The organism is Ancylobacter sp. TW_SC_1 (genome assembly GCF_056836805.1).
This window is the reverse complement of sequence record NZ_CM166365.1, coordinates 574,331-599,606: the sequence shown is the minus strand read 5'-3', so window position 1 is coordinate 599,606 and position 25,276 is coordinate 574,331. Positions and strand designations below refer to the sequence as shown.

Annotated in this window: 21 protein-coding genes; 15 read left to right on the top strand and 6 right to left on the bottom strand. The window is 70.7% G+C overall.

Going from position 1 to position 25,276, the window contains the following annotated elements; all coding sequences use genetic code 11:
* The first annotated feature begins 30 nt into the window (after nt 1-30).
* Nucleotides 31-783, top strand: coding sequence for a tRNA pseudouridine(38-40) synthase TruA (truA, locus tag AC1PZ7_RS02765; RefSeq protein WP_482357994.1), 753 nt, complete (start codon nt 31-33; stop codon nt 781-783).
* Nucleotides 784-839: 56 nt separating this feature from the next.
* On the opposite strand, the gene AC1PZ7_RS02760 is transcribed toward truA, so the two are convergent.
* From AC1PZ7_RS02760 to AC1PZ7_RS02750, 3 genes are all read right to left on the bottom strand, one after another.
* Nucleotides 840-2,174, bottom strand: a complete 1,335-nt coding sequence (locus AC1PZ7_RS02760) for a dihydroorotase (protein WP_482357993.1) — start codon at nt 2,172-2,174, stop codon at nt 840-842.
* A gap of 131 nt (nt 2,175-2,305) precedes the next feature.
* Entirely contained in the window at nt 2,306-3,421 is a 1,116-nt protein-coding gene (locus tag AC1PZ7_RS02755) for a sensor histidine kinase (protein WP_482357992.1), read from the bottom strand.
* A complete protein-coding gene (locus tag AC1PZ7_RS02750) occupies nt 3,414-3,569 on the bottom strand; it encodes a hypothetical protein (protein ID WP_482357991.1) in 156 nt (51 codons plus the stop codon). The genes AC1PZ7_RS02755 and AC1PZ7_RS02750 overlap by 8 nt, the downstream gene beginning before the upstream one ends.
* Nucleotides 3,570-3,709: 140 nt before the next feature.
* On the opposite strand from AC1PZ7_RS02750, the gene AC1PZ7_RS02745 reads away from it, so the two are divergent.
* The 3 genes from AC1PZ7_RS02745 (at nt 3,710) to AC1PZ7_RS02735 (ending at nt 6,607) form a co-directional block, all read left to right on the top strand.
* Nucleotides 3,710-4,537: a Crp/Fnr family transcriptional regulator gene (locus AC1PZ7_RS02745; protein WP_482357990.1), complete on the top strand. Its 828-nt coding sequence runs from the start codon at nt 3,710-3,712 to the stop codon at nt 4,535-4,537.
* A 98-nt stretch (nt 4,538-4,635) separates the two neighbouring features.
* Nucleotides 4,636-5,514: a TIGR01459 family HAD-type hydrolase gene (locus AC1PZ7_RS02740; RefSeq protein ID WP_482359550.1), complete on the top strand. Its 879-nt coding sequence runs from the start codon at nt 4,636-4,638 to the stop codon at nt 5,512-5,514.
* A 127-nt stretch (nt 5,515-5,641) separates the two neighbouring features.
* Complete coding sequence (locus tag AC1PZ7_RS02735) at nt 5,642-6,607, top strand: bifunctional riboflavin kinase/FAD synthetase (protein WP_482357989.1); 966 nt, start codon at nt 5,642-5,644, stop codon at nt 6,605-6,607.
* A 9-nt stretch (nt 6,608-6,616) separates the two neighbouring features.
* Here the strand turns inward: AC1PZ7_RS02735 and AC1PZ7_RS02730 are convergent, their stop codons facing one another.
* Entirely contained in the window at nt 6,617-7,522 is a 906-nt protein-coding gene (locus tag AC1PZ7_RS02730; protein ID WP_482357988.1) for a LysR family transcriptional regulator, read from the bottom strand.
* Between the two features lie 117 nt (nt 7,523-7,639).
* Here AC1PZ7_RS02730 and AC1PZ7_RS02725 point away from each other — a divergent pair, with 117 nt between their 5' ends.
* The 7 genes from AC1PZ7_RS02725 (at nt 7,640) to AC1PZ7_RS02695 (ending at nt 17,477) form a co-directional block, all read left to right on the top strand.
* Entirely contained in the window at nt 7,640-8,665 is a 1,026-nt protein-coding gene (locus AC1PZ7_RS02725; protein ID WP_482357987.1) for a zinc-dependent alcohol dehydrogenase family protein, read from the top strand.
* Nucleotides 8,666-8,764: 99 nt separating this feature from the next.
* On the top strand, nt 8,765-11,821 hold the full coding sequence (gene ileS / locus AC1PZ7_RS02720; RefSeq protein ID WP_482357986.1) for an isoleucine--tRNA ligase: 3,057 nt from the start codon (nt 8,765-8,767) through the stop codon (nt 11,819-11,821).
* 141 nt (nt 11,822-11,962) lie between these two features.
* Nucleotides 11,963-12,460, top strand: coding sequence for a signal peptidase II (lspA, locus tag AC1PZ7_RS02715; RefSeq protein WP_482357985.1), 498 nt, complete (start codon nt 11,963-11,965; stop codon nt 12,458-12,460).
* Nucleotides 12,461-12,544: 84 nt separating this feature from the next.
* Nucleotides 12,545-13,213 carry a hypothetical protein gene (locus AC1PZ7_RS02710; RefSeq protein WP_482357984.1) on the top strand — a complete coding sequence of 223 codons (669 nt, stop codon included), beginning with the start codon at nt 12,545-12,547 and terminating at the stop codon, nt 13,211-13,213.
* Nucleotides 13,214-13,483: 270 nt separating this feature from the next.
* Complete coding sequence (locus tag AC1PZ7_RS02705) at nt 13,484-14,890, top strand: M16 family metallopeptidase (RefSeq protein ID WP_482357983.1); 1,407 nt, start codon at nt 13,484-13,486, stop codon at nt 14,888-14,890.
* 83 nt (nt 14,891-14,973) lie between these two features.
* The gene (locus AC1PZ7_RS02700) at nt 14,974-16,278 is read left to right on the top strand and encodes a M16 family metallopeptidase (RefSeq protein WP_482359549.1); all 1,305 of its coding nucleotides are present in this window, start codon (nt 14,974-14,976) and stop codon (nt 16,276-16,278) included.
* 176 nt (nt 16,279-16,454) lie between these two features.
* Nucleotides 16,455-17,477, top strand: a complete 1,023-nt coding sequence (locus tag AC1PZ7_RS02695) for a hypothetical protein (RefSeq protein ID WP_482357982.1) — start codon at nt 16,455-16,457, stop codon at nt 17,475-17,477.
* 211 nt (nt 17,478-17,688) lie between these two features.
* Here the strand turns inward: AC1PZ7_RS02695 and AC1PZ7_RS02690 are convergent, their stop codons facing one another.
* Nucleotides 17,689-19,017: a DUF3422 family protein gene (locus AC1PZ7_RS02690; protein WP_482357981.1), complete on the bottom strand. Its 1,329-nt coding sequence runs from the start codon at nt 19,015-19,017 to the stop codon at nt 17,689-17,691.
* A gap of 320 nt (nt 19,018-19,337) precedes the next feature.
* On the opposite strand from AC1PZ7_RS02690, the gene AC1PZ7_RS02685 reads away from it, so the two are divergent.
* Nucleotides 19,338-20,150, top strand: a complete 813-nt coding sequence (locus tag AC1PZ7_RS02685) for a hypothetical protein (protein ID WP_482357980.1) — start codon at nt 19,338-19,340, stop codon at nt 20,148-20,150.
* Nucleotides 20,151-20,239: 89 nt separating this feature from the next.
* On the opposite strand, the gene AC1PZ7_RS02680 is transcribed toward AC1PZ7_RS02685, so the two are convergent.
* On the bottom strand, nt 20,240-20,650 hold the full coding sequence (locus AC1PZ7_RS02680; protein ID WP_482357979.1) for a hypothetical protein: 411 nt from the start codon (nt 20,648-20,650) through the stop codon (nt 20,240-20,242).
* A gap of 274 nt (nt 20,651-20,924) precedes the next feature.
* On the opposite strand from AC1PZ7_RS02680, the gene AC1PZ7_RS02675 reads away from it, so the two are divergent.
* From AC1PZ7_RS02675 to AC1PZ7_RS02665, 3 genes are all read left to right on the top strand, one after another.
* Nucleotides 20,925-22,421: an FAD-linked oxidase C-terminal domain-containing protein gene (locus AC1PZ7_RS02675; RefSeq protein WP_482357978.1), complete on the top strand. Its 1,497-nt coding sequence runs from the start codon at nt 20,925-20,927 to the stop codon at nt 22,419-22,421.
* Between the two features lie 184 nt (nt 22,422-22,605).
* Nucleotides 22,606-24,027, top strand: coding sequence for an 8-oxoguanine deaminase (locus AC1PZ7_RS02670; protein WP_482357977.1), 1,422 nt, complete (start codon nt 22,606-22,608; stop codon nt 24,025-24,027).
* 1 nt (nt 24,028) lies between these two features.
* A complete protein-coding gene (locus AC1PZ7_RS02665; protein ID WP_482357976.1) occupies nt 24,029-25,276 on the top strand; it encodes an FAD-binding protein in 1,248 nt (415 codons plus the stop codon).

Here is a 25,276-nt window from a genome sequence, read left to right as displayed (position 1 = left end):
CGGCGCGCCTTCCCGGCGCTAGAGAACGCCATGCCCCGCTACAAGCTCACCATCGAATATGACGGCACGCCCTTCGTCGGCTGGCAGATCCAGGCCGCGGGGCTGAGCGTGCAGGGCGTGCTGGCGCAGGCGGTGACGCGCTTTTCCGGCGAAGAGGTGACGGTGCACGGCGCCGGGCGCACCGATGCCGGGGTGCACGCCACCGGCCAGGTCGCCCATGTCGAACTGTCCCGCGACTGGCGCCCCGACACGGTGCGCGACGCGATGAACGCGCATCTGCGTCCGCATCCGGTCGCGGTGCTGTCCGCCGAGCCGGCGGCCGGCGACTTCCACGCCCGCTTCTCGGCCACCGGCCGGCGCTATCTCTACCGCATCATCGTCCGCCGCCCCGATCTGGTGCTGGAACGCAACCGGGCGTGGCGGGTGCTGCGTCCGCTCGATGCCGGCGCGATGGCTGAAGGCGCTTTGCGGCTGGTGGGCCGGCACGACTTCACAACCTTCCGCGCCATCGGCTGCCAGGCGGCCTCGCCGGTGAAGACGCTCGACCGGCTGCAGGTGGAGGAGGTGCCGATCGAGGGGCCGGGAATGGAGATCCGCGTGCACGCGCAGGCGCGTTCCTTCCTGCACCACCAGGTGCGCTCCATGGTCGGCACGCTGGTGAAGGTGGGCGAAGGGGCGTGGACGCCGGACGACGTCACCGCCGCGCTGGAAGCCGCCGACCGCACGCGCTGCGGCCCGATGGCCCCCTCGGCCGGGCTCTATCTGGCGGAAGTGACGTATTGAGGCCGGACGTCATCCCGGATCGCCACAGGCGGCGTCCGGGATGACGCTTCGGCCCGTCACCCCTTCGCCAGCGTCTCCAGGAAGCGCACGGCCTGCCCCTGCGACGGCGTGACGAGCTCGCCCTCCCACATGACCTTGTGGCCCCGCACCAGCGTGCCGACCGGCCAGCCGGTCACCTCGACGCCGTCATAGGGCGTCCAGCCGGGCTTGGAGGCGATCCAGCCATTGCGGATGGTCTCGCGTCGCTTCAGGTCGACGATGGTGAAGTCGGCATCGAAGCCGACCGCGATGCGGCCCTTGGTGGCGATGTCGAAGATGCGCGCCGGGCCGGCGCTGGAGAGGTCGACGAAGCGCTCCAGCGTGAGGCGGCCGGCATTCACATGGTCGAGCATCACAGGCACCAGCGTCTGCACGCCGGTCATGCCGGAAGGGCTCGCCGGATAGGGCTTGGCCTTCTCCTCCAGCGTGTGCGGGGCATGGTCGGAGCCGAGCACGTCGGCCACGCCCTCGGAAAGTCCGCGCCACAGCGCCGCCTTGTGCCGCGCCTCGCGCACCGGCGGGTTCATCTGCACCAGCGAGCCGTGCGTGGCGTACCAGCCGGCATCCATGGTGAGGTGATGGGGCGTGACCTCGACGGTGGCGACGTCCTTCTGGCCGCGCAGATACTCGATCTCTTCGGCCGAGGTGACGTGCAGCACATGCACCCGCTTGCCTTCCTCGCGGGCGAGGTTGACCAGACGCGTCGTCGCGGTGAGCGCGGCGATCTCGTCGCGCCACACCGGGTGCGAGGAGGCGTCGCCGGGAACGCGCAGATCCTTGCGCGCGTCGAGGCGCGGCTCGTCCTCGCAATGGAAGGCGGCGCGGCGGCGAATGACCTTGAGAATGGCCCGCACGCCGGGATCGTCCGCCACCAGCAGCGAGCCGGTGGAGGAGCCGATGAACACCTTGATGCCGGGCACGCCGGGCAGCATTTCGAGCTCGGCCAGGTCCCTCACATTGTCATGCGTGCCGCCGACGAAGAAGGCGAAGTCGCAATGCATGCGGCCGCTCGCGCGCGACAGCTTGTCCTCCAGCGCCTGCGCCGAGGTGGTGAGCGGGTTGGTGTTGGGCATCTCGAACACGCCGGTGACGCCGCCCATGACGGCGGCGCGGGATCCCGATTCGAGATCCTCCTTGTGGTCGAGGCCGGGCTCGCGGAAATGCACCTGGGTGTCGATGACACCGGGCAGCAGATGCAGGCCGGTGCAGTCGACCGTCTCGCCCGCCTGCGCCGCGTCGAAGGTGCCGATGCCGGCGATGCGCCCCTGCCGTATGCCGACATCGCGCGCGCCGATGCCGTCCTGGTTCACCACCGTGCCGCCCTTGAGGAGAAGGTCGAAGGTCTGGGTCATGTGCTGTCCTCGCCGGTGATGAACCTGTCCCGCCTGTCCCGGGCACGCGCGGGCCCGCTCTTACGCCATATCGCGCGTCAGGTGAACGTCCGCCGGCGCAAGGCGGCGTGGCACGGCTCGTACGGCGCGGCTCAGCCGAGGGCGAACTGCACGCGCACCGTCGTTCCCCGCGTCGCGCCGGGGGCGCCGCCGCCCAGCTCGACATGTCCGCCGAGCTGGGTGGCAAGGCTCTGGATGATGCGCCAGCCAAGGCCATGGCCGCGTGACAGGTCGGCATCCGGCGGCAGGCCCCGGCCGTCGTCGGCGATGGTCATCTCGAACAGGTCGGAACCGTTGGGACGCACGGTGATGCCGATCGTGCCGGTGCCGCCGGCCTCGAAGGCGTGCTTGAGCGAGTTGGTGACGATCTCGGCGACCAGCATGGACAGCGTGGTGAGCTGCGTCACGCTAAGCGGCAGGTTCGGCGACGACACCGTGCAGGCGATGCCGCCGGCGCCGGCGGCGGTGACGAGATCGCAGCAGAGCTGGCGCAGATACTGCTCGGTCGGCAGGTCGAGCCGCTCGGGAGCGTAGAGCTGGCGGTGGATGCGGGCGATGGTGTCGAGCCGCACCCGCGCCTCGTCGAGCGCGTTGACGGCCTGGCTGGCATCCTCCGAGACCTTGCGCTTCTGCAGCGTCAGCAGGGCGGCGACGAACTGCATGTTGTTGGCGACGCGGTGCTGCAGCTCCTGGAACATGGTGCGCTGGCCCTCATAGAGCCGCGCGCTGGTCTCCTTTTCCGCCCGCAGCCGATCGGCGGCGTTGAAGGTGAAGTGGATCAGCGCGATGTCGATCGAGGCGATGACGACGAAGAAGGCGAGCGCCAGCAGCGACTGCCCGGTCATCACCATGCCGGTCGAGGGACCGATGAAGAAATACCAGGCGGCGGCGGTGGAGAGCACCGCGCAGGTGATTCCCGCCCGCAGCCCGCAGAAGAAGGTGGAGAGGATGACCACCGGGAAGAAGGTGAGGAAGGGAAAGCCCGGCGGCAGCACGTCGTCGACGGCGAAGCGCAGGCCGAGCGCGAAGGCGAACATCGCCACCGCGACCGCGTCGGGCAGCCAGCCATGCCGGCGCAGCGGCTCGGCGGTGCGCACCAGCCGCCAGAAGAACGAGGTATCGACCGTCTCGGGCCGCGGCGCGCCCGGCGGCGCCACCTCGGCCTCCTGCGCGCCGATCCGGGGCCCGGCCGCCGAATGCTCATCCATGGCAGGGCATCGTCATGGCGGGAATCGTCATGGCGGGCATCGCGGCTGCGGCCACATATGCGGCTGCGCGTATCGAGCTGCCGTCCGGCATCCGACGGGCCGATACGCGACGAATCGCGAGCCGCGCGCCCATGGTGGTCGCACGCATCACCCGGAACTCCCCAAAATGTCGCGACGCCCAACCCGTGCGCGAGTGTGCCCCGTTGTAGAGAACGCGTCACGCGCGTTCCGTCCGCTTGTGAACATTTCGCACGCTCTTGCGTTGCCACCGGCAAGACGGAGGACGGCATGCGCATCGAGAACAGCGGCGCGGTCGGCGCGGTCGGCGCGGTCCGCGACATGGCCGGGGTTTCATCCGGGGGCAACAATCTGCTGGGCGCGCTGCGGCCGGCGGATTTCGGCCTGCTGCGCGGCCATCTCCGGCGGATCGACCGGCCGGCGGGGACGGTTCTGTACGAGCCGGGCGACGATGTGCGGCACGTCTATTTCCCCTGCGGGCCGACGCTCGCCTCCTTCATGGTGCCGCTGGAGGACGGGCAGCTGGTCGAGATCACCACGATCGGCCGCGAGGGCGCGGTGGGGGGCATCGTCAGCCAGGGCCGGCTGCCGGCCTTCGCCCGCGCCGTGGTGCAGATGGGCGGAGCGCTGCTGCGGCTCGACTGCGCCGAGCTCGACCGCGCCAAGGCGGCCTCGCCGCCGCTGCGCAACCTTTTCGCGCGCTATGCCGATGGCCTGCTGGCGCAGGTGTTCCAGTCGGTGGCCTGCAACGCCGCCCACTCCATCGAGCAGCGCACGGCCAAATGGCTGCTGGCGGCGCTCGACCGCACCGGGGACGAGAATCTGCGCCTCACCCAGGAGCAGCTCGCCAGCCTGCTGGCGGTGGGGCGGCCCTATATCAGCCGGGTGATCCGACAGATGCGGGAGGCGGGCGCCATCGAGCCGCGGCGCGGTCTCCTGCGGATCCGCGATGCCGGGCGGCTGCGCGCCATGAGCTGCGGCTGCCACGAGGCCGTGCGCACGCACTTCGACGACGTGCTGGGCGGCGTCTATCCCAACGGCAACGAGGTCGCCGGCCACGGCATGGTCATCACCAACGGCCCGTCCTTCCGGCCCTAGCCAAGGGGCACCAAGGGGCGCGAGCAAAGGGGCGCGCATGGCGGCCCCGCTCGCGCGGGCCTTGTGCGGCGCGTGCGCGCGTGGCATTGCGCGGCACCATGGATACCGATTTCGCTCCGCCCATCGTCCCCGGCTTCGCCGCCCTCGCCCCGCGCTACGACCTGATCCTGTGCGACGTGTGGGGCGTGCTGCACAACGGCGTCGTCGGCTCGCAGGCCGCCGCGCAGGCATTGACGCAGGCGCGTGCCGCCGGCGCCACCGTCATTCTCGTCTCCAATGCCCCGCGCCCGGCCGACGGGGTGGCGCGCATCCTCGACGGCTTCGGCATTCCGCGCGAGGCCTATGACGCCATCGTCACCTCCGGCATGGTGACGAACGCGCTGCTCGCCGACCGGCCGGGCGTGCGGATGTGGCATCTCGGCCCCGAGCGGGACCTCGGCATCTATGACGGGCTCGACCTCACGCTGGCCCCGTTCGAGGCGGCCGAGCTGATCGTCTGCACCGGCCTGTTCGACGACACGGTGGAGACGCCGGACGATTATGCGCAGACGCTGAAGGCGGCGCGGGCGCGCGGCCTGCCCTTCATCTGCGCCAATCCCGACATCGTGGTGGAGCGCGGCGGCGACCTGATCTGGTGTGCCGGGGCGATCGCCGAGGCCTATGCCGAGCTCGGCGGCGACGTCGTGTTCTGCGGCAAGCCGCACCGGCCGATCTACGAGACCGCCTTCGCCACGGCGGCAAGGCTGCGCGGCGCGGCGGTCGCCCCCGCCCGCGCGCTCGCCATCGGCGATGCGCTGCGCACCGACCTCGCCGGGGCGCTGGGCTTCGGCATCGACTGCCTGTTCGTCGCCGCCGGCATCCATGCCGGGGAACTCGGGCTGGAGCACGGCTCGCAGGTCGATGCGGGCGCGCTCGCCCGGCTGCTGGCCGACGGGCCCGGCCGTCCGGCCGCCGTGACCACCCGCCTCGCCTGGTGAGGCTCGCCGCCGAGGCCGGAAGCGTCGGCAAGCAGTCCCCCGGATTGACGGCGCGGCCGACCGGCGCCACTTATCCGCGCGTGCCGGCAGGCTTGGCACGCGCTCTTCCCGTCCCGCGTCCGGTGACATGACCCACGCTGCTGCCTCCCCGCACCCTTTCACCGTACTGCGCAACGGCGACGCGCTGCCGTCCGGGCTCGCCAGTCCCGTCGTCGCCATCGGCAATTTCGACGGCGTGCATCGCGGCCATCGCGCGGTGATCGGCACCGCCATCGACCAGGCGCGCTCGCTCGGCAAGCCGGCGCTGGCGGTGACCTTCGAGCCGCACCCGCGCGCCTTCTTCCGCCCGGAGGAGCCGATCTTCCGCCTCACCCCGGAGCCGATGAAGCTGAAGCGCCTCGCCGAGACCGGGCTCGACGGCGCCGCGGTGCTGGCCTTCGACGCGGCGCTCGCCGCCAAGGACGCGGAAGCCTTCGTCGCCGACATCCTGGTCGGCCGGCTTGGCGTCTCCATGGTGGTGGCGGGCTATGATTTCCATTTCGGCAAGGGCCGTGGCGGCTCGCCGATCTTTCTGCGCGAGGCCGGCAAACGCCACGGCTTCGGGGTGGAGATCGTCGCGCCGCTGCTCGACGAGGGCGCGCAGATCTCCTCCAGCGTGATCCGCTCGGCGCTGGCGCAGGGCCGTGTCGAGCAGGCCGCCCACATGCTCGGCGCGCCCTTCGAGATCGAGGCGCAGGTGATCCACGGCGACAAGCGCGGGCGCGAGCTGGGCTATCCCACCGCCAATATGCGGCTCGACCCGGCGGTGACGCTCGCCCACGGCATCTATGCGGTGAGCGTGGAGATCGACGGCGTGCGCCACAAGGGCGTCGCCAGCTTCGGCCGCCGCCCGACCTTCGACGACGGCGCGCCGCGGCTGGAGACCTTCGTCTTCGACTTCGCGGGCGACCTCTACGGCCGTGTGCTCGCCGTCGCCTTCCATGCCTGGCTGCGGCCGGAGCTGAAATTCGACAGCATCGACGCGCTGATCGCGCAGATGGACGAGGACAGCGCCCGCGCGCGGGCCGCGCTGGCGGGTGCCGCGCCGGATTAGCGGGCGTCTTCAGAGTTCCGCGCTGCCCGGCAGCTCGGCGGCGAGCAGGTCGAGCGCGAGGCGGACCTTCACCGGCATGAGCGGGCTCGCCGGCCACAGCGCATGAGTGGAGAAGACGTGGCGCGGCACGTCCTCGAGCAGCGGCACCAGCGCGCCGGCGCGCACCCGCTCGCGGATGAGCCAGCAGGGCAGCCAGGCCAGCCCATGGCCGGCCTCGGCCGCATCGGCGATGGCGTCGAGATCGTCGAAGCGCAGCCGGCTCGGCGGCGTCGCCGCGACCGGCGGGCCGCCCGGAATCGGGAATTCCCACGGCTTCACCCGTCCGTCCCGCGCATAGGTGACGCCGTGATGGCGGGCGAAGTCGGCGAGGCATGCGGGCGTGCCCCGGGCCGCGAGATAGGCCGGGGCCGCGCACACCGTCATGCGCTGCAGGCCGACGGTGCGGGTCATCAGCCCGCTGCCGTCGCCGATGGCGCCGTTGCGGATGGCGAGGTCATAGCCGTCCTCCACCACGTCCACCAGCCGGTCGGACAGGGCGAGGTCGATTTCGAGCCGCGGGTGGCGGGCGGCAAGCCGCGCCAGCACCGGGGCCACGCAGCGCCGGCCGAACAGCAGCGGCGCGGCGACGCGCAGCCGGCCGACCGCCTCGCGCCGGCCCGATTCCAGCGTCGAGCGCCCGGCGCGCAACTCGTCCAGCGCGCGCACGCAGCGTTCGTAATAGACCTGCCCGTCCGCCGTGAGACTCTGGCGGCGGGTGGTGCGGTGAAAGAGCCGGACCGCGAGCCGTGCTTCCAGCCGCGCCACCGTCTTGGCGATCGCCGAGCGCGTCAGCCCCATCCGACCGGCCGCTGCCGAGAAGCTGCCGGTCTCCACCGCGGCGACGAAGACGTCGATGCCGGCCAGAACCTCGCTCATGCCATCCTCGTCATTGAAGCTGAAATATCGCCAATAATGGGAAAACCTATCGCAACCGGTTTCCAATCCTCAACGATAAGATCGCGTCCGACATTGCTTCTGCCTTGGAGACTGCAGATGACGGACAGGATGCGGCGCTGGGAGATGAACGCGCATGGCCGGGCGGCGCTGGCGCTCGAGCATGTGCCGCGGCCGCGCCCGGCCGCCGGCGAGGTGCTGGTGAAGGTCGGCGCGGTGTCGCTCAACTACCGCGACACGCTGGTGATCGCCGATGGCATGGGCGCGCCGCTCGGCTTTCCCTTCACCCCGGGCTCCGATCTCGCCGGCACGGTGGTCGAGGCGGGCGCGGGTGCCGGCCGCTTCGCCGCCGGCGAGCGGGTGATCTCCACCTTCTTTCCCGGCTGGATCGACGGGCGGCCGAAAGGCGATTCCGCCGCATTGCCCTATCAGGCGCTGGGCGGGGCCTATCCGGGCGTGCTGGCCGACTACGTCGCGCTGCCGCAGGACTGGCTGGTGCGTGCGCCGCAAACGCTCGATCTCGACGAGGCGAGCACCCTGCCCTGCGCGGGACTTACCGCCTGGTTCGGCCTCGTCGAGCGCGGCGGGCTGAAAGCCGGCGAGACGGTATTGGTGGAGGGTACCGGTGGCGTGGCGCTGTTCGGTCTCGCCATCGCCAAGGCCCATGGCGCGCGGGTGATCGTCGTCTCCGGCAGCGCCGCCAAGCTCGACCGCGCCCGCGCCCTCGGCGCCGATATCGGCATCGACCGCGCCGCCGGCGACTGGGTGGAGGCGGTGCGGGCGGCGACCGGCGGCTACGGCGCCGACCATGTCCTCGCCCTCGCCGGCGGCGCCACGCTCGGCCGGGCGGTGGAGGTGGCGGCGATCGGCGGGCGCATCGCCCAGATCGGCATCATCGAGGGATACGACGCCGTCCTGCCGCTCGGCCCGCTCATGCTCAAGCAGATCGCCCTCAACGGCATCGGCGTCGGCCATCGCCGGGCGCTGGAGGATCTCGTGCGGGCGGTGGATGCGGCGCGGCTGAAGCCGGTGATCGACGCCCGCTACGGCCTCGACGCCCTGCCGGCCGCGCTCGACCATCTGGAGCGCGGCGCCTTCGGCAAGATCGTGGTGACGCTGAGCTGAGCGGGCAGCGCCCGCTGCTCCCTCGTCGGCGGTACCTTCCCGCCCTTGCACCGCTTGGCGGCTGCGCTTAAACCGGGCGGCAGTGTCAAGGAGCGCGTCATGACGAGCCGCAACAGCGATGGTCGCAACGGGAACGAGGCCGCCGGCGAGACGCCGACCGAAGCCGCGGCGCACGATTATTCGTCGACCCTGTTCCTGCCGCAGACCGAATTCCCGATGCGCGCCGGCCTGCCGCAGCGCGAGCCGGAGCTGCTGGCGCGCTGGGAGCGCATCGATCTCTACGGCCAGCAGCGCAAGCAGGGCGAGGGCCGCCCGCGCTTCGTGCTGCATGACGGCCCGCCCTACGCCAATGGCAACATCCATATCGGCCACGCGCTGAACAAGATCCTCAAGGACGTGGTGGTGCGCTCGCAGGGTGCGCTCGGCCATGATTCCAACTATGTGCCGGGCTGGGACTGCCACGGCCTGCCGATCGAGTGGAAGATCGAGGAGCAGTACCGCGCCAAGGGCCTCAACAAGGACGAGGTGCCGGTCGTCGAGTTCCGCCAGGAATGCCGTGCCTTCGCCGAAGGCTGGATCGACGTGCAGCGCGCCGAATTCAAGCGGCTCGGCGTCGAGGGCGACTGGTCGCACCCCTATGTGACCATGAGCTACGACGCGGAAGCGCAGATCGCCCGCGAGATCATGAAATTCGCCACCAACGGCCTGCTCTATCGCGGCTCCAAGCCGGTGATGTGGTCGGTGGTCGAGCGCACCGCGCTGGCCGAGGCGGAGGTCGAGTATCACGACCACCAGTCGACCACGATCTTCGTGAAGTTCCCCGTCACCGGCTACCGCGAATCCACGTCGCTCAAGGGGCTGCAGCCGGCCGACCAGGCGGACGACATCCACCTGTTCCCCTCCTATGAGGGGGCCTCCGTGGTCATCTGGACGACGACGCCCTGGACCATCCCCGGCAACCGCGCCATCGCCTTCTCCAAGGACGTCACCTATGCCGTCTACGAGGTGACCGAGGCGCCGCACGACAACTGGGCCAAGGTCGGCGAACACTTCATCCTCGCCGACAAGCTGGCGGAAGAGGTGTTCAAGGCCGCGCGCGTCACCGCCTATGAACGCCGCAGGCAGGTCGATCCGACCCACCTCGTCTGCGCCCATCCGCTGCGCGGCGTCGCCGGCGCGGGCGATTATTTCGACTTCTGCGTGCCGGTGGTGCCCGGCGATTTCGTCACCGAGGATACCGGTACCGGCTTCGTCCACCTGGCGCCGGGCCATGGCGCCGACGATTTCAACCTCTTCATGTCCGCGCATCTGGGCGAGGTGCCGCACACGGTCGGCCCGGACGGGCGCTATTACGACCATGTCGCGCTGTTCGCCGGCCATCGGGTGATGGACGACAAGGGCAAGGACGGCGACGCCAACGACGTGGTGATCAAGGCGCTGGCGAGCGCCGACAAGCTGATCGCGCGCGGCCGGCTCAAGCACCAGTACCCGCACAGCTGGCGCTCCAAGGCGCCGATCATCTTCCGCAACACGCCGCAATGGTTCATCGCGATGGACAAGGACATCGCGGCGCTGGACGGCTCCTCGACCGCCGGCGACACGCTGCGCGCCCGCGCCCTGGGCGGCATCGCCGGCGTCGACTGGGTGCCGTCGAGCGGGCGCAACCGCATCAACGGCATGATCGAGAACCGTCCGGACTGGGTGGTCTCGCGCCAGCGCGCCTGGGGCGTGCCGATCGCCGTCTTCGTGCGCGACAAGGGCGACGGCACGGTCGAGATCCTGCGCGACGACAAGGTCAACCAGCGCATCGCCGACGCCTTCGCGGCCGAGGGCGCCGACGCCTGGTACAAGGAGGGCGCAACGCAGCGCTTCCTCGGCAACGCGCATGACGCCAATGAGTGGCGCAAGGTCGACGACATCCTCGACGTGTGGTTCGACAGCGGCTCCACCCACGCCTTCACGCTGGAGGTGCGCGAGGACCTGAAGGTCGACCGCGCCTTCACCGGCGGGCCGGACCGGGTGATGTACCTGGAAGGCTCGGACCAGCACCGCGGCTGGTTCCACTCCTCGCTGCTGGAGAGCTGCGGCACGCGCGGGCGCCCGCCTTATGACGTGGTGCTGACGCACGGCTTCGTGCTCGACGAGCAGGGCCGCAAGATGTCGAAGTCGGTCGGCAACGTGGTCGCCCCGCAGGAGGTGATCAAATCCTCCGGCGCCGACATATTGCGCCTGTGGGTGTGCGCCTCCGACTATTCCGACGATCTGCGCATCGGGCCGGAGATCCTCAAGACCACGGTCGAGACCTATCGCAAGCTGCGCAACACGCTGCGCTGGCTGCTGGGCTCGCTGCACCATTATCGCGAGAGCGAGCGCGTCGCCTATGCCGACATGCCGGCGCTGGAGCGCATGGTGCTGCACCGGCTCGCCGAGCTCGACGCCACCGTGCGCGAGGCCTATGCCGCCTTCGACTTCAAGCGCGTGCACGCGGCGCTGTCGTCCTTCATGACGACCGAGCTGTCGGCCTTCTATTTCGACGTGCGCAAGGACGCGCTGTACTGCGACCCGATCTCCTCGGTGACGCGCCGGGCCTGCCTGACCGTGCTCGACGAGGTGTTTAGCCGCCTCGTCGTGTGGCTGGCGCCGATCCTGCCCTTCACGGCGGAGGAGACGTATCTGGCGCGCGTTCCTTCCGACACCGGCTCGGTGCACCTGCTCACCTTCCCCGAAACGCCGGCCAAGTGGCGCGACGAGGTGCTGGCGGACGAGTGGCGCAAGATCCGTCTCGTGCGCCGCGTCGTGCTCGGCGCGCTGGAAGTGGAGCGCGCGGCCAAGCGCATCGGCTCCAGCCTGGAGGCGGCGCCGGTGATCCACGTCACCGACGCCAACCTGTTCGCGGCGGCGAGCGCGGTCGATCTGGCCGAGGTGTGCATCACCTCGGACGCCCATCTGGTGCCGGAGGAGGGCCCCAAGGATGCCTTCCGCCTGCCCGAGGTGCCGGGCGTCGCGGTGGTGCCGAACCGGGCCGAGGGCCGCAAATGCGCCCGCTCGTGGAAGATCTCGCCGCTGGTCGGCACCGACGCGGACTATCCGGACGTGACGCCGCGCGACGCCATGGCGCTGCGCGAACTCGCCCACGCCCGCCGCGCGGCGGAATGAGCGACGGCGGATGCGATCATCCGATCCCACCGTCATCGCGGAACGGCCGCAAGGCCGTCTCCGGGATCGTGCGCCTTTTCTCCACGCGATCCCGGAGCGGTCCGGCGGACCGTCCGGGATGACGGCTTGCGAAGGGGCGTCATGAAGCTGCGGCTTTCGGGTCCGCTGACCCTCTATGGCGGCGCCTTCGCGCTCGCCGCGCTGCTCATCGACCAGGGCTCGAAGCTCTCGGTGCTGCACGGCGTCGATTTCGGCGAGAACGGCATCGTACCGGTCACGCCCTTCCTCGACATCGTCTGGGCGTGGAACACCGGCATCAGCTACGGCCTGTTCGCGCAGGGGGCGGATGGCTGGTGGATTCTGGGCGGGCTGAAGGTGATCGCGGCCATCGTCTTCTGGCTCTGGCTGGCGCGGGTCGACAACCGGATCGAGGCGGCCGCGCTCGGCCTGCTGGTCGGCGGCGCGCTGGGCAACGCCATCGACCGCGCCGCCTATGGCGCGGTGTTCGACTTCGTCTCGCTGCACGCCTTCGGCTTCTACTGGTACGTGTTCAACCTGTCCGACGTCGCCATTGTTGCCGGAGTGGGGCTGCTTTTGTATGCTTCCTTCTCCGGCGGCGCCGCAAAATCGCCGCCCTGACGTGAGATCGGACCTTCCGCACGCTTGAGCGGTCGCGTGGCGGCGGCTTTCTCGCCCGCCTACCGACCGGCAGGAGACGACCGGATGACGAAACGAGTTCATGCCACCCGCGCCGCGCTGCTTGCCGGCGTCATGATCTGCGGGCTGAGCGCCGGACAGGCGTTCGCCGACGACGATCCGCCGGAGCTGAACCTCACCGGCCAGCTTCTCACCGGCCTCGGGCTGGTGCCGCCGGCCCCGCCGGACATCGACTATCGCGAGCGCGCCCCGCTGGTGGTGCCGCCGACCGGCGACGTGCTGCCGCCGCCGCGCGACGCCGCCGCCATCTCGCAGAACCCGGCCTGGCCGAAGGACCACGACCAGGTGGTGCGCGAGAAGGCCAATGTGGCGAACTGGCAGGAATCCTGGGAATCGATCAGCCGCACCGGCTCGACCTCCGGCAAGAGCCTCACGCCGGCCCAGCTCGAGCGCGGCCAGAAGGCCGGCACGACGAGCGGCAGCGGTTTCGCGAACCGCCGCAAGAACGACGACAACCGCTTGTCGCTCAACGAGCTCGACTTCTTCGGCTGGAGCAACAAGAAGGAACAGAAGATCGAGTTCGAGGGCGAGCCGGACCGCGAGTCGCTGACCCAGCCGCCGGTGGGCTACCAGACCCCCGCGCCCGGCGCCACCTATGGCGTCGTTTCCGAGCGCGAGGAAGAAAAGCAGTGGCAGATGCCGAGCTGGTTCGACCGTACCCAGGCGAACAAGTGATCCCGTCCGCCGCCGGCTGACGCTTCGTCGGCCGGACGGCGACGGTCGTCCTTTCCGGGGGCTTTGCCTCCGCGAGCGCCCTTCGTGCCGGGCATCTGCCCGGCCGTCTCACTTCGCAGTGATCGCATGCCGCCCCGCGTCGCCTCGGCGGCGCATCGTCGCTACATTGCGCCTGCGATCCCCGCCCTGCGCTGCCCGAACCCGGCGGCGCGCCAGTTGGCGCCTTCCGGGGCGGTCGCCGAAACGGATGCCGCTGTGACTGGAAGAATCATGCCCGCCCTGATGCTGATCGCCGGCGCTGCCGCCGGCGCCGCCGGCCTTGCCGCCACTGCCCCCTCGCGCGCCGAAGCGGCGGAGGTGGCGGAGTTCACCCTCGACAACGGCATGCAGGTGGTGGTGGTGCCCGATCATCGCGCCCCGGTGGTCACGCACATGGTGTGGTACCGGGTCGGCTCGGCCGACGAGCAGGCGGGCAAGTCCGGCATCGCCCATTTCCTCGAGCACCTGATGTTCAAGGGCACCGCTACGCACCCGGCCGGCGAGTTCTCGCAGGTGGTGGCCAAGCTCGGCGGCCAGGAGAACGCCTTCACCTCGCAGGACTACACCGCCTATTTCCAGCGCGTCGCCAAGCAGCATCTGGGCACCGTGATGGGCTTCGAGGCGGACCGCATGACCGGCCTCGTGCTCACCGACGAGGTGGTGCTGCCCGAGCGCGACGTGGTGCTGGAAGAGCGCCGCATGCGCACCGACAACGACCCCAGCGCGCAGCTCTCGGAAGCCGCGCAGGCGGCGATGTATGTCAATCATCCCTACGGCCACCCGATCATCGGCTGGGAAGACGAGATCAAGGGGCTGAACCGCGAGGACGCGCTCGCCTTCTACCGCCGCTTCTACACGCCGAACAACGCGATCCTGGTGATCGCCGGCGACGTCGAGCCGGAGGAGGTGAAGAAGCTGGCGCAGGACACCTATGGCAAGGTGGCGCCCCGCGCCGAGACCGCCGCCCGGGTGCGCCCGCAGGAGCCGCTGCCGCGCGCCGAGCGCCGCCTCGTGCTGGCGGATGGCAGGGTCGGCCAGCCGAGCCTGTCGCGCAGCTATCTCGTGCCCGCCTACCGTACCGACAAGAAGGAAAGCGTGGCGCTCGACGTTCTCTCGCAGGTCCTCGGCGGCGGCTCGACCGGCCGGCTCTACCGCACGCTGGTGGTGGACAAGGGCCTCGCCGCCAATGCCGGCGCCTGGTACCAGTCGACGGCGCTCGACGACACCCGCTTCGGCCTCTCGGCCACGCCGCGTCCCGACGTCTCGATGGAGACGCTGGAGGCGGCGCTCGACGCCGCGATCGCCACCCTCGCGACGGACGGGCCGGACCCGGCCGAGCTCGAGCGCGCCAAGACCCGGCTCGTCGCCGAGGCGATCTACGCGCAGGACAACCAGGCGACGCTGGCGCGCATCTACGGCGCGGCGCTGGCCACCGGCTCGACCGCCGAGGACGTGAAGATCTGGCCCGACATGGTCAAGGCCGTCACCGCCGAGGAAGTGCGCGAGGCCGCCCGGCGCTATCTGGTGCCGGCACGGGCCGTCACCAGCCAGCTGCTGCAGGCCAAGCCCGCCCCGGCCGCCGCCGTGCCGGCGGCGACGGGGGCCGAAGCCGGCGCCCGCCCGGAGGATCGTTCGTGAACGGGCCTGCGACCGGCCTCGTGCCGCGCCGCGGACGCGCCGGCCTTTTCCGCCCCTTCCTGTCTCTCGCCGCGGCCACGCTCATGACCATAGCCCTCGCCCCCGTCACGCCCGCCCAGTCCCAGACCACGCGCATCCAGCGGGTCATCAGCCCGGGCGGCATCGAGGCCTGGCTGGTGCACGACACCACGCTGCCGCTGGTGGCGATGGAGATCGCCTTCGTCGGCGGCGCGGCGCAGGACCCGGCGGACAAGCCCGGCGTCGCCAACCTCGCCGCCTCGCTGCTCGACGAGGGCGCGGGCGACCTCGATTCGCGCGCCTTCCAGGACAGGCTGGCGGAAAAGGCGATCGAGCTGCGCTTCGACGCCTCGCGCGACATGTTCGGCGGCTCGCTGCGCACGCTGTCGGAGAATGTCGACGCGGCCTTCGACCTGATGCGTCTGGCCGTCAACGCGCCGCGCTTCGACGACGAGGCGGTGGAGCGCATCCGCCAAGGCCAGCTCGCCATGCTGCGCCGCCGGTTGAACGACCCGTCCTCGCTGGCGAGCCTGGGCTGGTCGGCCCGCGCCTTCCCCGGCCATCCCTATGGCCGGCCGGTCGCCGGCACGCTGGAGAGCGTTCCGACCATCGGCCGCGACGACCTGAAGAACTATGTCCGCCGCACGGTGGCGCGCGACAACCTCAAGATCGCGGTGGTCGGCGACATCACGCCGGAAAAACTCGGCCCGGCGCTCGACGCGATGTTCGGCGCACTGCCCGCCAAGGCGGAGCTGACCCCGGTGCCGGAGGTGGAGCCGCAGGGGCTCGGTACCGACGTGGTGAAGGAACTCGGCGTGCCGCAGACCTCGATCGTCTTCGGCGGCATCGGGCTGAAGCGCGACGACCCCGATTTCATCCCGGCCTTCGTGCTCAACCACATCTTCGGCGGCTCGGCCTTCTCCTCGCGGCTGTTCCGGGAAGTGCGCGAGAAGCGCGGCCTCGCCTATTCGGTCTACAGCCACCTCGCCCCGCTCGACCATACGGCGCTGATCCTCGGCGGCACCGCCACCAAGAACGACCGCGCCGGCGAGAGCGCCGCGCTGATCCGTGCCGAATACCAGCGGCTGCTGACGGTGGGGCCGAGCGAGGAGGAACTGGAGGACGCCAAGAGCTATCTGATCGGCTCCTTCGCGCTGCGCTTCGACAGCTCGGCCAAGGTCGCCACCCAGCTGCTGCAGATCCAGATCGACAATCTCGGCATCGACTATATCGACCGCCGCAACGCGCTGGTGGCGGCGGTGACGCTCGACGACATCAAGCGCGTGGCGGCGCGGCTGAACGAACATCCGGCCCTGCTGTTCAGCCTGGTCGGCCAGCCGGCGGGCCTCGATCCGGCCAAGGGCGGCTGATCGCCGCCTGCGGGATGCTGGTCTGATGAGGTGAGTGCATCGGGCCATGTTCCCTGCCGGCCATCGCCTGCTATAAGAGCGTCCTGGAAATGACCGCTTGAGAAAATCGGCCGCCCGGCGCTCGGGGGAGCATGGCGCGGTGGCCCATCCAGCCAGCACGGCGGGGGAGTATGCGTATGGGTATCGGGGACGTGCGGAACAGGACTGACAGCCATGCCGGGCGACGGGGACGCGCCCGGGCCCTTGCCCTTCTTCCGGCGCTCGCCCTGTTGCTGGCGGGCTGCGCCGGCGGCGGCGGCGATGGCAATGACGGACCGATGGGCGCGGGCAATGCCGGCGACCAGGGGCTTTTCGGCTCGACCATGCAGACGACGACGGTCGCGCCCACTTCGGGTTCCCCCGGTGCCGGCACCAGCGGCGCCGGCACGGCGGCGGTGGTGGCGGGCGACGCGGACCCGTCCGACTTCACCTGTCCGCCGATCCAGGTGCGCGCCGGCGCGGCCGCCTGGCAGGTCACCGAGCCGCAGGATGGCGGCGTGCGCTATCAGGCGACGCTCGGCCAGTTCTCCCGCGAGTGCCGCTTCACCGCGCCGGACATGAACATGCGCGTCGGCATCCAGGGCCGCGTGCTGCTCGGGCCGAAGGGCGGGCCGGGCAAGCTCACCGTGCCGATCCGCCTCGCCGTGGTCGAGGAAGGCCCGACCCCGAAGACGGTCTGGACCAAGTTCTACTCGGTGCCGGTGGAAGTCGGCGAGCGCGTCATGCAGGTCGATTTCGGTCTCGTCGCCGACGACGTGAACTTCCCCCGCCCGGCGCCGGCGCTGTCCGAGCGCTATATCGTCTATGTCGGCTTCGACCCGCAGGGCAAGGAAGAGAAGCCCGCGCGCCAGCAGCGTCCGCCGGCGCAGGCCACCCGCCCGCGCCCGCAGCAGCAGGCTCAGCCGCAGCAGCAGCAGGCGCCCAAGCCGCGCCAGACGCAGACGGCGCCGGCCGCCGCTTCTCCGACCGCCGCCGCCCCTGCGAGCACGCCGCCGCGCGCCAGCACCTCGGCACCGACTCCCGCCGTGCAGGTGGCGCCGTCGGCGCCCGTGCAGACGCAGGCGCCGGCCAGCAGCAGCGCCAGCAGTTCCTCGGCAAACGACGGCCAGACCCAGTGGATCGGCGCCCCGGCGCCCTCCACCGGCGGGTTCTCGCAGTAGCGCGGCGGAACGCCCGGCGAGAGCCTCGGATAGACAAAAGCCCCGGTTCGTCCGGGGCTTTTTCATGCGGTGGGGATGGGCGCCGGCCGAACTGAACAGACGCGTTGTCGGACCGGGGCGATGACGGCCTTGTCGTCGGTTGCCCGCATGCTCGAACGTGGCATGCATCGCGTAGACGTGCCAACGGATTGAACCCGGGAACAGAGGTCGCTCACGTCTCGTCGTCGGCATGGCCGCGGCGGATGCGGCGGACCACCGTCCAGATCGCCAGCACCACGATCGGCACCGCGACGGCGGTGGCGACGCCGACGTCGTAGTGCAGCCCGGCGGCTTCCGCCCGTGTGTGCAGCCCTTCCAGCGCGTAATGCAGCAGGCTGATCACGTAATAGGAGATGGCGGCGACCGAGAGGCCCTCGACCGTCTGCTGCAGGCGAAGCTGCATGCGCGCGCGCGCGTTCATGCTGTGCAGCAGGTCGCGGTTCTGCTGCTCCAGCTCGACGTCGACGCGCGTGCGCAGCAGATTGGCGGCGCTGGTGAGCTTGACCGAGAGGTTGGCCTGACGCTGCTCGATGGCTTGGCAGGTGCGCATCGCCGGCTGCAACCGACGCAGCAGGAACTGCTGCCAGGTGGGATGGCCCGAGATCGGCCGCTCGCCGATGGTGCGCAGGCGTGAGCTGACGATCTCCTCATAGGCCCGCGTGGCGCCGAAGCGGAACAGCGAGGCGGCGGCGTCCGCCTCGAGCTGGGCGGCGAGCGCGGTCAGCGCGGCGAGCAGCTTGTTGTTGGCGGCGAGGCCCTCGCTCTGGCGCATCTGCGCGGTGAGGTCGCTGAGCTGGGTCTCGATGTGGCCGACGGTGGGGGCGAGGCGCTGCGCCTCCGGCAGGCCGAGCAAAGCGAGGGTGCGATAGGTCTCGATCTCCAGCACGCGCTGCACCAGCGCGCCGGCGGCGTCGTCGGTCATGCCGCGGTCGCGCACCAGGATGCGCACGAAGCCGGACGGGTCGGGCTGGAAGTCGGTGGCGATCTCGGCGAAGCCGTCCTCGACGTCGGAGCGGGCGAGGCTGGTGCGGTCGAACAGGCGGTCGAGCGGCAGCGCGTCGGCGGTGTCGGTGACGAGGTGCAGGTCCACGGCGACGAGGAGCGGCCCGGGCTGCGGCAGCTGGCCGAGCACGTCGGCAAGGCTGGCGGCGGAAGGCTGGAAGGGCAGGCCGCCCTCGACCACGTCCTCGGCCGGCAGTTCCCACGTATAGGTGGTGAATTCGGCGTGGCGCTCCCAGCGTACGATGGAGCGCCCGAAGGCGACGCGGTGCTGCTTGGCATCACGCGCCGGCCCGGGCTGGCCGCGCGCCATGCACAGGCTGGCGAAGGCGGCGCGGTCGGCGAGTGCCTGGGCGCGGTCCACCAGGAAGGCGACATGGAGGATGCGGGCCGGCGTCGACACCGCCACGAAGGGCCGCGCATGCAGCTCCGCCAGCACGGGCGCGCGCAAGGGGTGATCGTAGAAGGCCTTGCCGGCCGGGGCCGTCTCGTTCTCTGTCACCGGGCGTGCTCCTGATCTCGCCGCCCGGCGAGAGGCGGCCGGGACGGAACTCCGCGCGGCCATTTGGGTTGCATGCTGGCGGGGCGCTGGCAAGAGGCGAGGGGCGCGGCACGCGCGCCACGGACCACACCATGGACCGCACCACGGACTGGCCGCCGGCGGGCGCGGCGGGCCGGCCACGGCCCGTGCTCCGCCGTCATATGACGGAACTGTTGCGCTTTGGCATCAGACTTTTGGCAAAGCTGGAACGATTTAGAATCTGTTTGCAAGGATGCAGGGGCCAGCGCATGAAGTCAGACGGTTCTTTCAGGATTTGTGACATGAGATTCTCGCGGGTCTGGGCCGTTTGCCTTTCCGTCGTCGCTGTTCTTGCCGTCGCCCTCGCCGCACCGGCCTATGCGCAGTCCAAGCAGCCGCAGCCGCGTGTCTATCTCCTGCGCGGGCTTGCCAACATCTTCTCGCTCGGCATGGACGACCTCGCCGCCAAGCTCAATGCGCGCGGCATCAAGGCGAGCGTGCACTCCTATGCCGACTGGCAGGTGCTGAGCAATTATGCCGTCGAGCAGGCCAGCACCGGCAAGCGCCCGACGCCGGTGATCATCATCGGCCATTCGCTCGGCGCCGACGCCGCCGTCTACATGGGCAACAAGGTGAGCGCCGCCGGCGTGCCGGTTCCGCTGGTCGTCACCTTCGATCCCGTCACCCCGACCACCGCCTCGGCCAAGATCGGCAAGGTGGTGAATTATTACCAGTCGGGTGGTTCGGGCAAGCCGGTCTCCGGCCCCCGCGTCGAGAACATCGACCTCACCGGATCGACCGCGCTGAGCCACTTCAACATCGAGAAGGCCGGCGAGCTGCACCAGCGGGTGATCGGCATGATCCAGCGCGCGCCGCGTCCGCGCCCGGTGGCCGCCAAGCCGAAGCCGAAGCCCGTGGAGGCCGTCGCCACTCCGGCCGAGGCTCCTGCCGGAACGCCGGCGGCGGCGCCCGTCAGCACGCCTGCGGCCCCGTCCGCGCCGGCGTCGTCCACCTCCAGCGCGCTCTCCGGCCCGGCATCGTCGGCCGGCACCGAAACCGCCGCCGCGCCGAGCGCGACGGTCGCGCCGACGGCGGGAACCGGCACTTCCAACTGATCCGCGACCGGGCCGCGATTGCTGGCGGCCCGTCCCTGCAGACCAAAGCGCCGGCGCGAGCTCCAGAAGAGCCCGCGCCGTTGCCGTTTTCAGGCGGGAACGACGGAGAACACGACGAAGGTGTGCATGTCACCGTCCTCGTCGCGCAGCGAGACATATTCGCCCGGCACGAAGGCGTGATCGCCGAAGCGATAGCCGGTCTCGTCGTCGTCGCTCGCGTTCTGCTCGTAGTCGAACACCCAGCTGGCGCCCGACACGCCGCCGGCACGGCGGACGAGAAAGCCGCTCTCCGGCGCATCATTGCCCCAGAAGCGGGCGACGGTGCAGACGGTGCGCAGATCCTTCCAGGCTTCCGCGTCGATGTGGCCGCTCTCGTCGAGCGGCGCGACGAACTCGTAGCCGTGCCGGGCGCTGCCGTCGGGGAAGTCCTTCGAGCGGGCCAGATGCAGGCGGATACGCCGGAGCGTTTGGGTGGCGGCCTTGGCGGCGACGTCGTTCATGCGCGTTTCCCTTTGACGATGACCGGGCGCGAGGGCGCGGCCGTGTGGCAATGGCCTATGGGGTAGAGGTGCGCGCTGCCTTGATCCGGCGCAAGGTGCAGGCGCGCCCCCGGATTGATGAAGGCCTCGCCGCCGGCTTCCCCGCCGGCCGGCGGGCCGCGCGCCGGCACGGGAAATTCGCCCTTGGTCTAGTTTTTTTACCATAGGAAGGTTAGACGCTTTTCCCTAGAATGGCTCGAAACGAAGAAACGTCCAGTCGCTAGGGAGGAGTGTCATGTCCGGTCTCGTCATGCCGGCGCCGAAGGCCGATGTTCTGGCCCGCCGCGCCGAGATCATCGCGGCGCTGCGCGCGATCGTGCCCGGCGAGGGTGTGATCGACACCGAGACCGAGATGCGCCCCTTCGAGAGCGACGGGGTGACGGCCTATCGCCAGCTTCCGCTCGCCGTCGTGCTGCCCTCGACCACCGAACAGGTCTCGAAGGTCCTGGCCTATGCCAATGCCAACGGCATTCCCGTGGTGCCGCGCGGGGCCGGCACGTCGCTGTCGGGCGGCGCGCTGCCACTGGAAGACGGCATCCTGCTCGGCATGGGCAAGTTCAACCGCATTCTCGACATCGACTTCGAGAACCGCACCGTCGTCGCCCAACCGGGCGTGACCAATCTCGGCATCACCACCGCCGTGGCGCATAACGGCTTCTACTACGCGCCCGACCCCTCCTCGCAGATCGCCTGCACCATTGGCGGCAATGTCGGCGAGAATTCCGGCGGCGTGCACTGCCTGAAATACGGCCTGACCACCAACAACGTGCTCGGCGTCGAGATGGTGCTGATCACGGGCGAGATCATCCGCCTGGGCGGCAAGCACCTGGATTCCGGCGGGCTCGACCTGCTCGGCCTGATCGTCGGCTCGGAGGGGCTGCTCGGCGTGGTGACGGAAGTCACCGTGCGCATCCTGAAGAAGCCGGAGACGGCGCGCGCCGTGCTGGTCGGCTTTCCGTCCTCGGAGGCGGCGGGCGCCTGCGTCGCCGCCATCATCGCCGCCGGCATCATCCCGGGCGGCATGGAGATGATGGACAAGATGATGGTCCACGCCGCCGAGGCCTTCCTCGGCGCGGGCTACCCGCTCGATGTCGAGGCGCTGCTGATCGTCGAGCTGGACGGGCCGGAGGCGGAAGTGAACCACCTCATCGACCGCGTCGCCGAGATCGCGGGCGGGCTGGGCTGCCAGACGCTGCGCGCCTCCACCAGCGAGGAGGAGCGCGTCGCCTTCTGGGCCGGGCGCAAGGCCGCCTTCCCGGCGGTGGGGCGCATCTCGCCCGACTACCTCTGCATGGACGGCACCATCCCGCGCAAGGCGCTGCCCGAAGTGCTGAACCGCATGGAGGCGATGTCGGAGAAATACGGCCTGCGCTGCGGCAACGTCTTCCACGCCGGCGACGGCAACCTGCATCCGCTCATCTGCTACGACGCCAACAAGCCGGGCGCGCTGGAGAAGGCGGAAGCCTTCGGCGCCGACATATTGCTGCTCTGCGTCGAGGTCGGCGGCGTGCTGACCGGCGAGCACGGCGTCGGCGTCGAGAAGCGCGACCTGATGCCCTCGATGTTCAACGAGACCGACCTGGCGCACCAGCAGCGGCTGAAATGCGCCTTCGATCCCGATGCGCTGCTCAATCCCGGCAAGGTGTTTCCGGTGCTGCACCGCTGTGCCGAACTTGGGCGCATGCATGTGAGCGGGGGCAAGCTGCCCTTCCCCGACATTCCGCGGTTCTGACGAACGTGTTCCCGTTCTCCCTTCCGTCATCCCGGCCGGAGCGTTCCTCTCTGGCGTCATCCCGGACGGTGCGCAGTACCGTTCCGGGACCGCGCGCCGGCCTGGGCGCTGCCGGGCGGTCCCGGCTCGCCGCGCTGACGCGCCGCGGCCGGGATGACGACGCTGGCGGGGGAGGCGGCGCCCGATGACCACCCTGCTCGTCCGCAACGCCACGATGCTCGTCACCATGGACGGCACGCGCCGCGAGATCGTCGGCGGCGGCCTGTTCGCGCGCGACGGCATCATCGAGCAGGTCGGGCCGGGCGAGAGCCTGCCGGGAACCGCCGACCAGGTGCTCGACCTGTCCGGCCATGTGGTGCTGCCGGGTCTGGTCAACTGCCACCACCATCTCGACCAGACGCTGACGCGCAATCTGCCGGCGGCGCAGAACACCAACCTGTTCCGCTGGCTCAGGGCGCATTACCGGCTGTGGGCGGCGCGCACGCCGGAGGCCTCGCGCAGCGCGACGCTGGTTGGCCTCGCCGAACTCGCCTTGTCGGGCTGCACCACCTGCTTCGACCACGCCTATGTGTTCCGCAATGGCTGCGCGGTCGACGACCAGATCCACGCGGCCCGCGAGATCGGCCTGCGCTTCATGGTCTCGCGCGGATCGATGTCGCTGGGCGAGTCGAAGGGCGGGCTGCCGCCGGACGACTGCGTCGAGGACGAGGACGACATCCTCGAGGACAGCGAGCGCGTCATCGCCCGCTATCACGACGCCGCGCCGGGCTCGATGCTGCAGATCGCCCTCGCCCCCTGCTCGCCCTTCTCGGTGACGCCGGAGCTGATGCGCGAATCGGCGGCGCTGGCGCGGGCCAAGGGCGTGCGGCTGCACACCCATCTGGCCGAGACCATCGACGAGGAGCGCTTCACGCTGGAACGCCTCGGCAGGCGCCCCGTCGCCTATATGGAGGAGCTGGGCTGGCTCGGCGAGGATGTCTGGTTCGCCCATGCGGTGCACGTGAACGCGCATGAGATCGGCTGCTTCAAAGGCGCCGGGGTCGGCGTGTGCCACTGCCCGTCCTCGAACATGCGCCTGGCCTCCGGCATCGCGCCGGTGCAGGCCTATCGCAGGGCCGGGGTGAAGGTCGGCCTCGGCGTCGACGGCTCGGCCTCCAATGACGGCAACAACCTGCTCGGCGAGGCGCGCCAGGCCATGCTGCTGGCGCGGCTGCAGATCTCGCTGCGTCCCCCCGAGGGGCCGGACACCACGCTTTCCACCTCCGATCCCTCGCGCGACGGCGAATGGATGACCGCGCGCGAGGCGCTGGAGCTGGCGACGCTCGGCGGCGCTTCGGTGCTCGGGCGCACCGACATCGGTTCGCTGGCGCCGGGCAAATGCGCCGACTTCTTCGCCCTGCGGCTCGACGACGTCGCCTTCGCCGGGGGCCTGTCCGATCCGGTCGCCGCCGCCCTGTTCTGCACGCCCGGCCGCGCCGCCTGGACGGTGGTGCACGGGCGCCCGATCGTCGCGGCGGGCGAGATCGTCACTATCGACCTGCCGGCGGTCGTCGCCGCGCACAACAAGCATGCCGCGCGGCTCGCCGCGCTTTCGGGAGGTGCCTGAGATGAGCGATCGCGTGCTGAGCGGAAGGCTGTGTCCGCGCGACGAGGCCGAGGTCGTCGAGACCGTGCGCTGGGCCGTGTCGGAGGGCCATACGCTGGACGTGGCCGGCTCCGGCTCCAAGGCCGCGCTCGGCCGCCACATCCAGACCGACTATACGCTGGAGCTGAAGGGTCTCTCCGGCGTCACCCTCTACGAGCCCGAGGAACTGGTGCTGAGCGCGCGTGCCGGCACGCCGGTCGCGCAGATCGAGGCGCTGGTCGCCGATGCCAATCAGATGATGGCGTTCGAGCCGATGGATTTCGGCCCGCTGCTCGGCAAGGCACCGGGCGGGGGCACGCTGGGCGGGCTGATGGCCTGCAACCTCGCCGGTCCCCGCCGCCCGAGCGCTGGCGCGGCGCGCGACCATGCGCTCGGCCTGCGCGCCGTCTCCGGCCGCGGCGAAGCCTTCAAGGCCGGCGGGCGCGTGGTGAAGAACGTCACCGGCTACGACCTGCCGCGCGGCCTCGCCGGCTCCTACGGCACGCTCGCCGCCTTCACCGAGCTGACCATCAAGGTACTGCCGCGTCCCGAGACGGTGGAGACGCTGCTCGTCCTCGGCCTCGACGACGCGGCCGCCGCCAGCGCCATGAGCGCGGCGGTCGGCTCCTATTACGACGTCTCCGGCGCCGCCCATGTGCCGGCCGAGGTCGCCGCCCGCATTCCCGCCGTCGCCGGCGCGGGCGGCGCGGTCACGGCGCTGCGGCTGGAAGGCGTCAAGCCCTCCATCCTGCATCGGCGCGGCAAGCTGGAGGAGATGCTGCGCGCGCGCGGCGCGCTCTCCTTCCTCGACGCGGAGGCCTCCCTCGCCTTCTGGCGGGCGGTGCGCGACGTGCTGCCCTTCGCGCTGCCGGAGGGCGGCAATGTCGACACGGCCCGGGCCGTCTGGCGCGTCTCGGTGGCACCCATGGCCGGCGCCTCCATTGGCGCCGCGCTGCGCGAGGCGGGGGCGGTGAGCTTCTACGACTGGGCCGGCGGCCTCGTCTGGATCGAGATGGCCGATGCCGCGCCGCACACCCAGCGGGTCCGCGCGGCGGTGGCGCAGGCGGGCGGCGGCCACGCCACGCTGGTGCGCGCCGCGGCGCCGCTCCGTGCGGCCGATGAGGTGTTCCAGCCGCTGGACCCGATCACCGGCGCGCTGATCGGGCGGATGAAGAACGGTTTCGATCCCGGGCGGGTGCTGAACCCCGGGCGCATGTATGCGGGAGTGTGA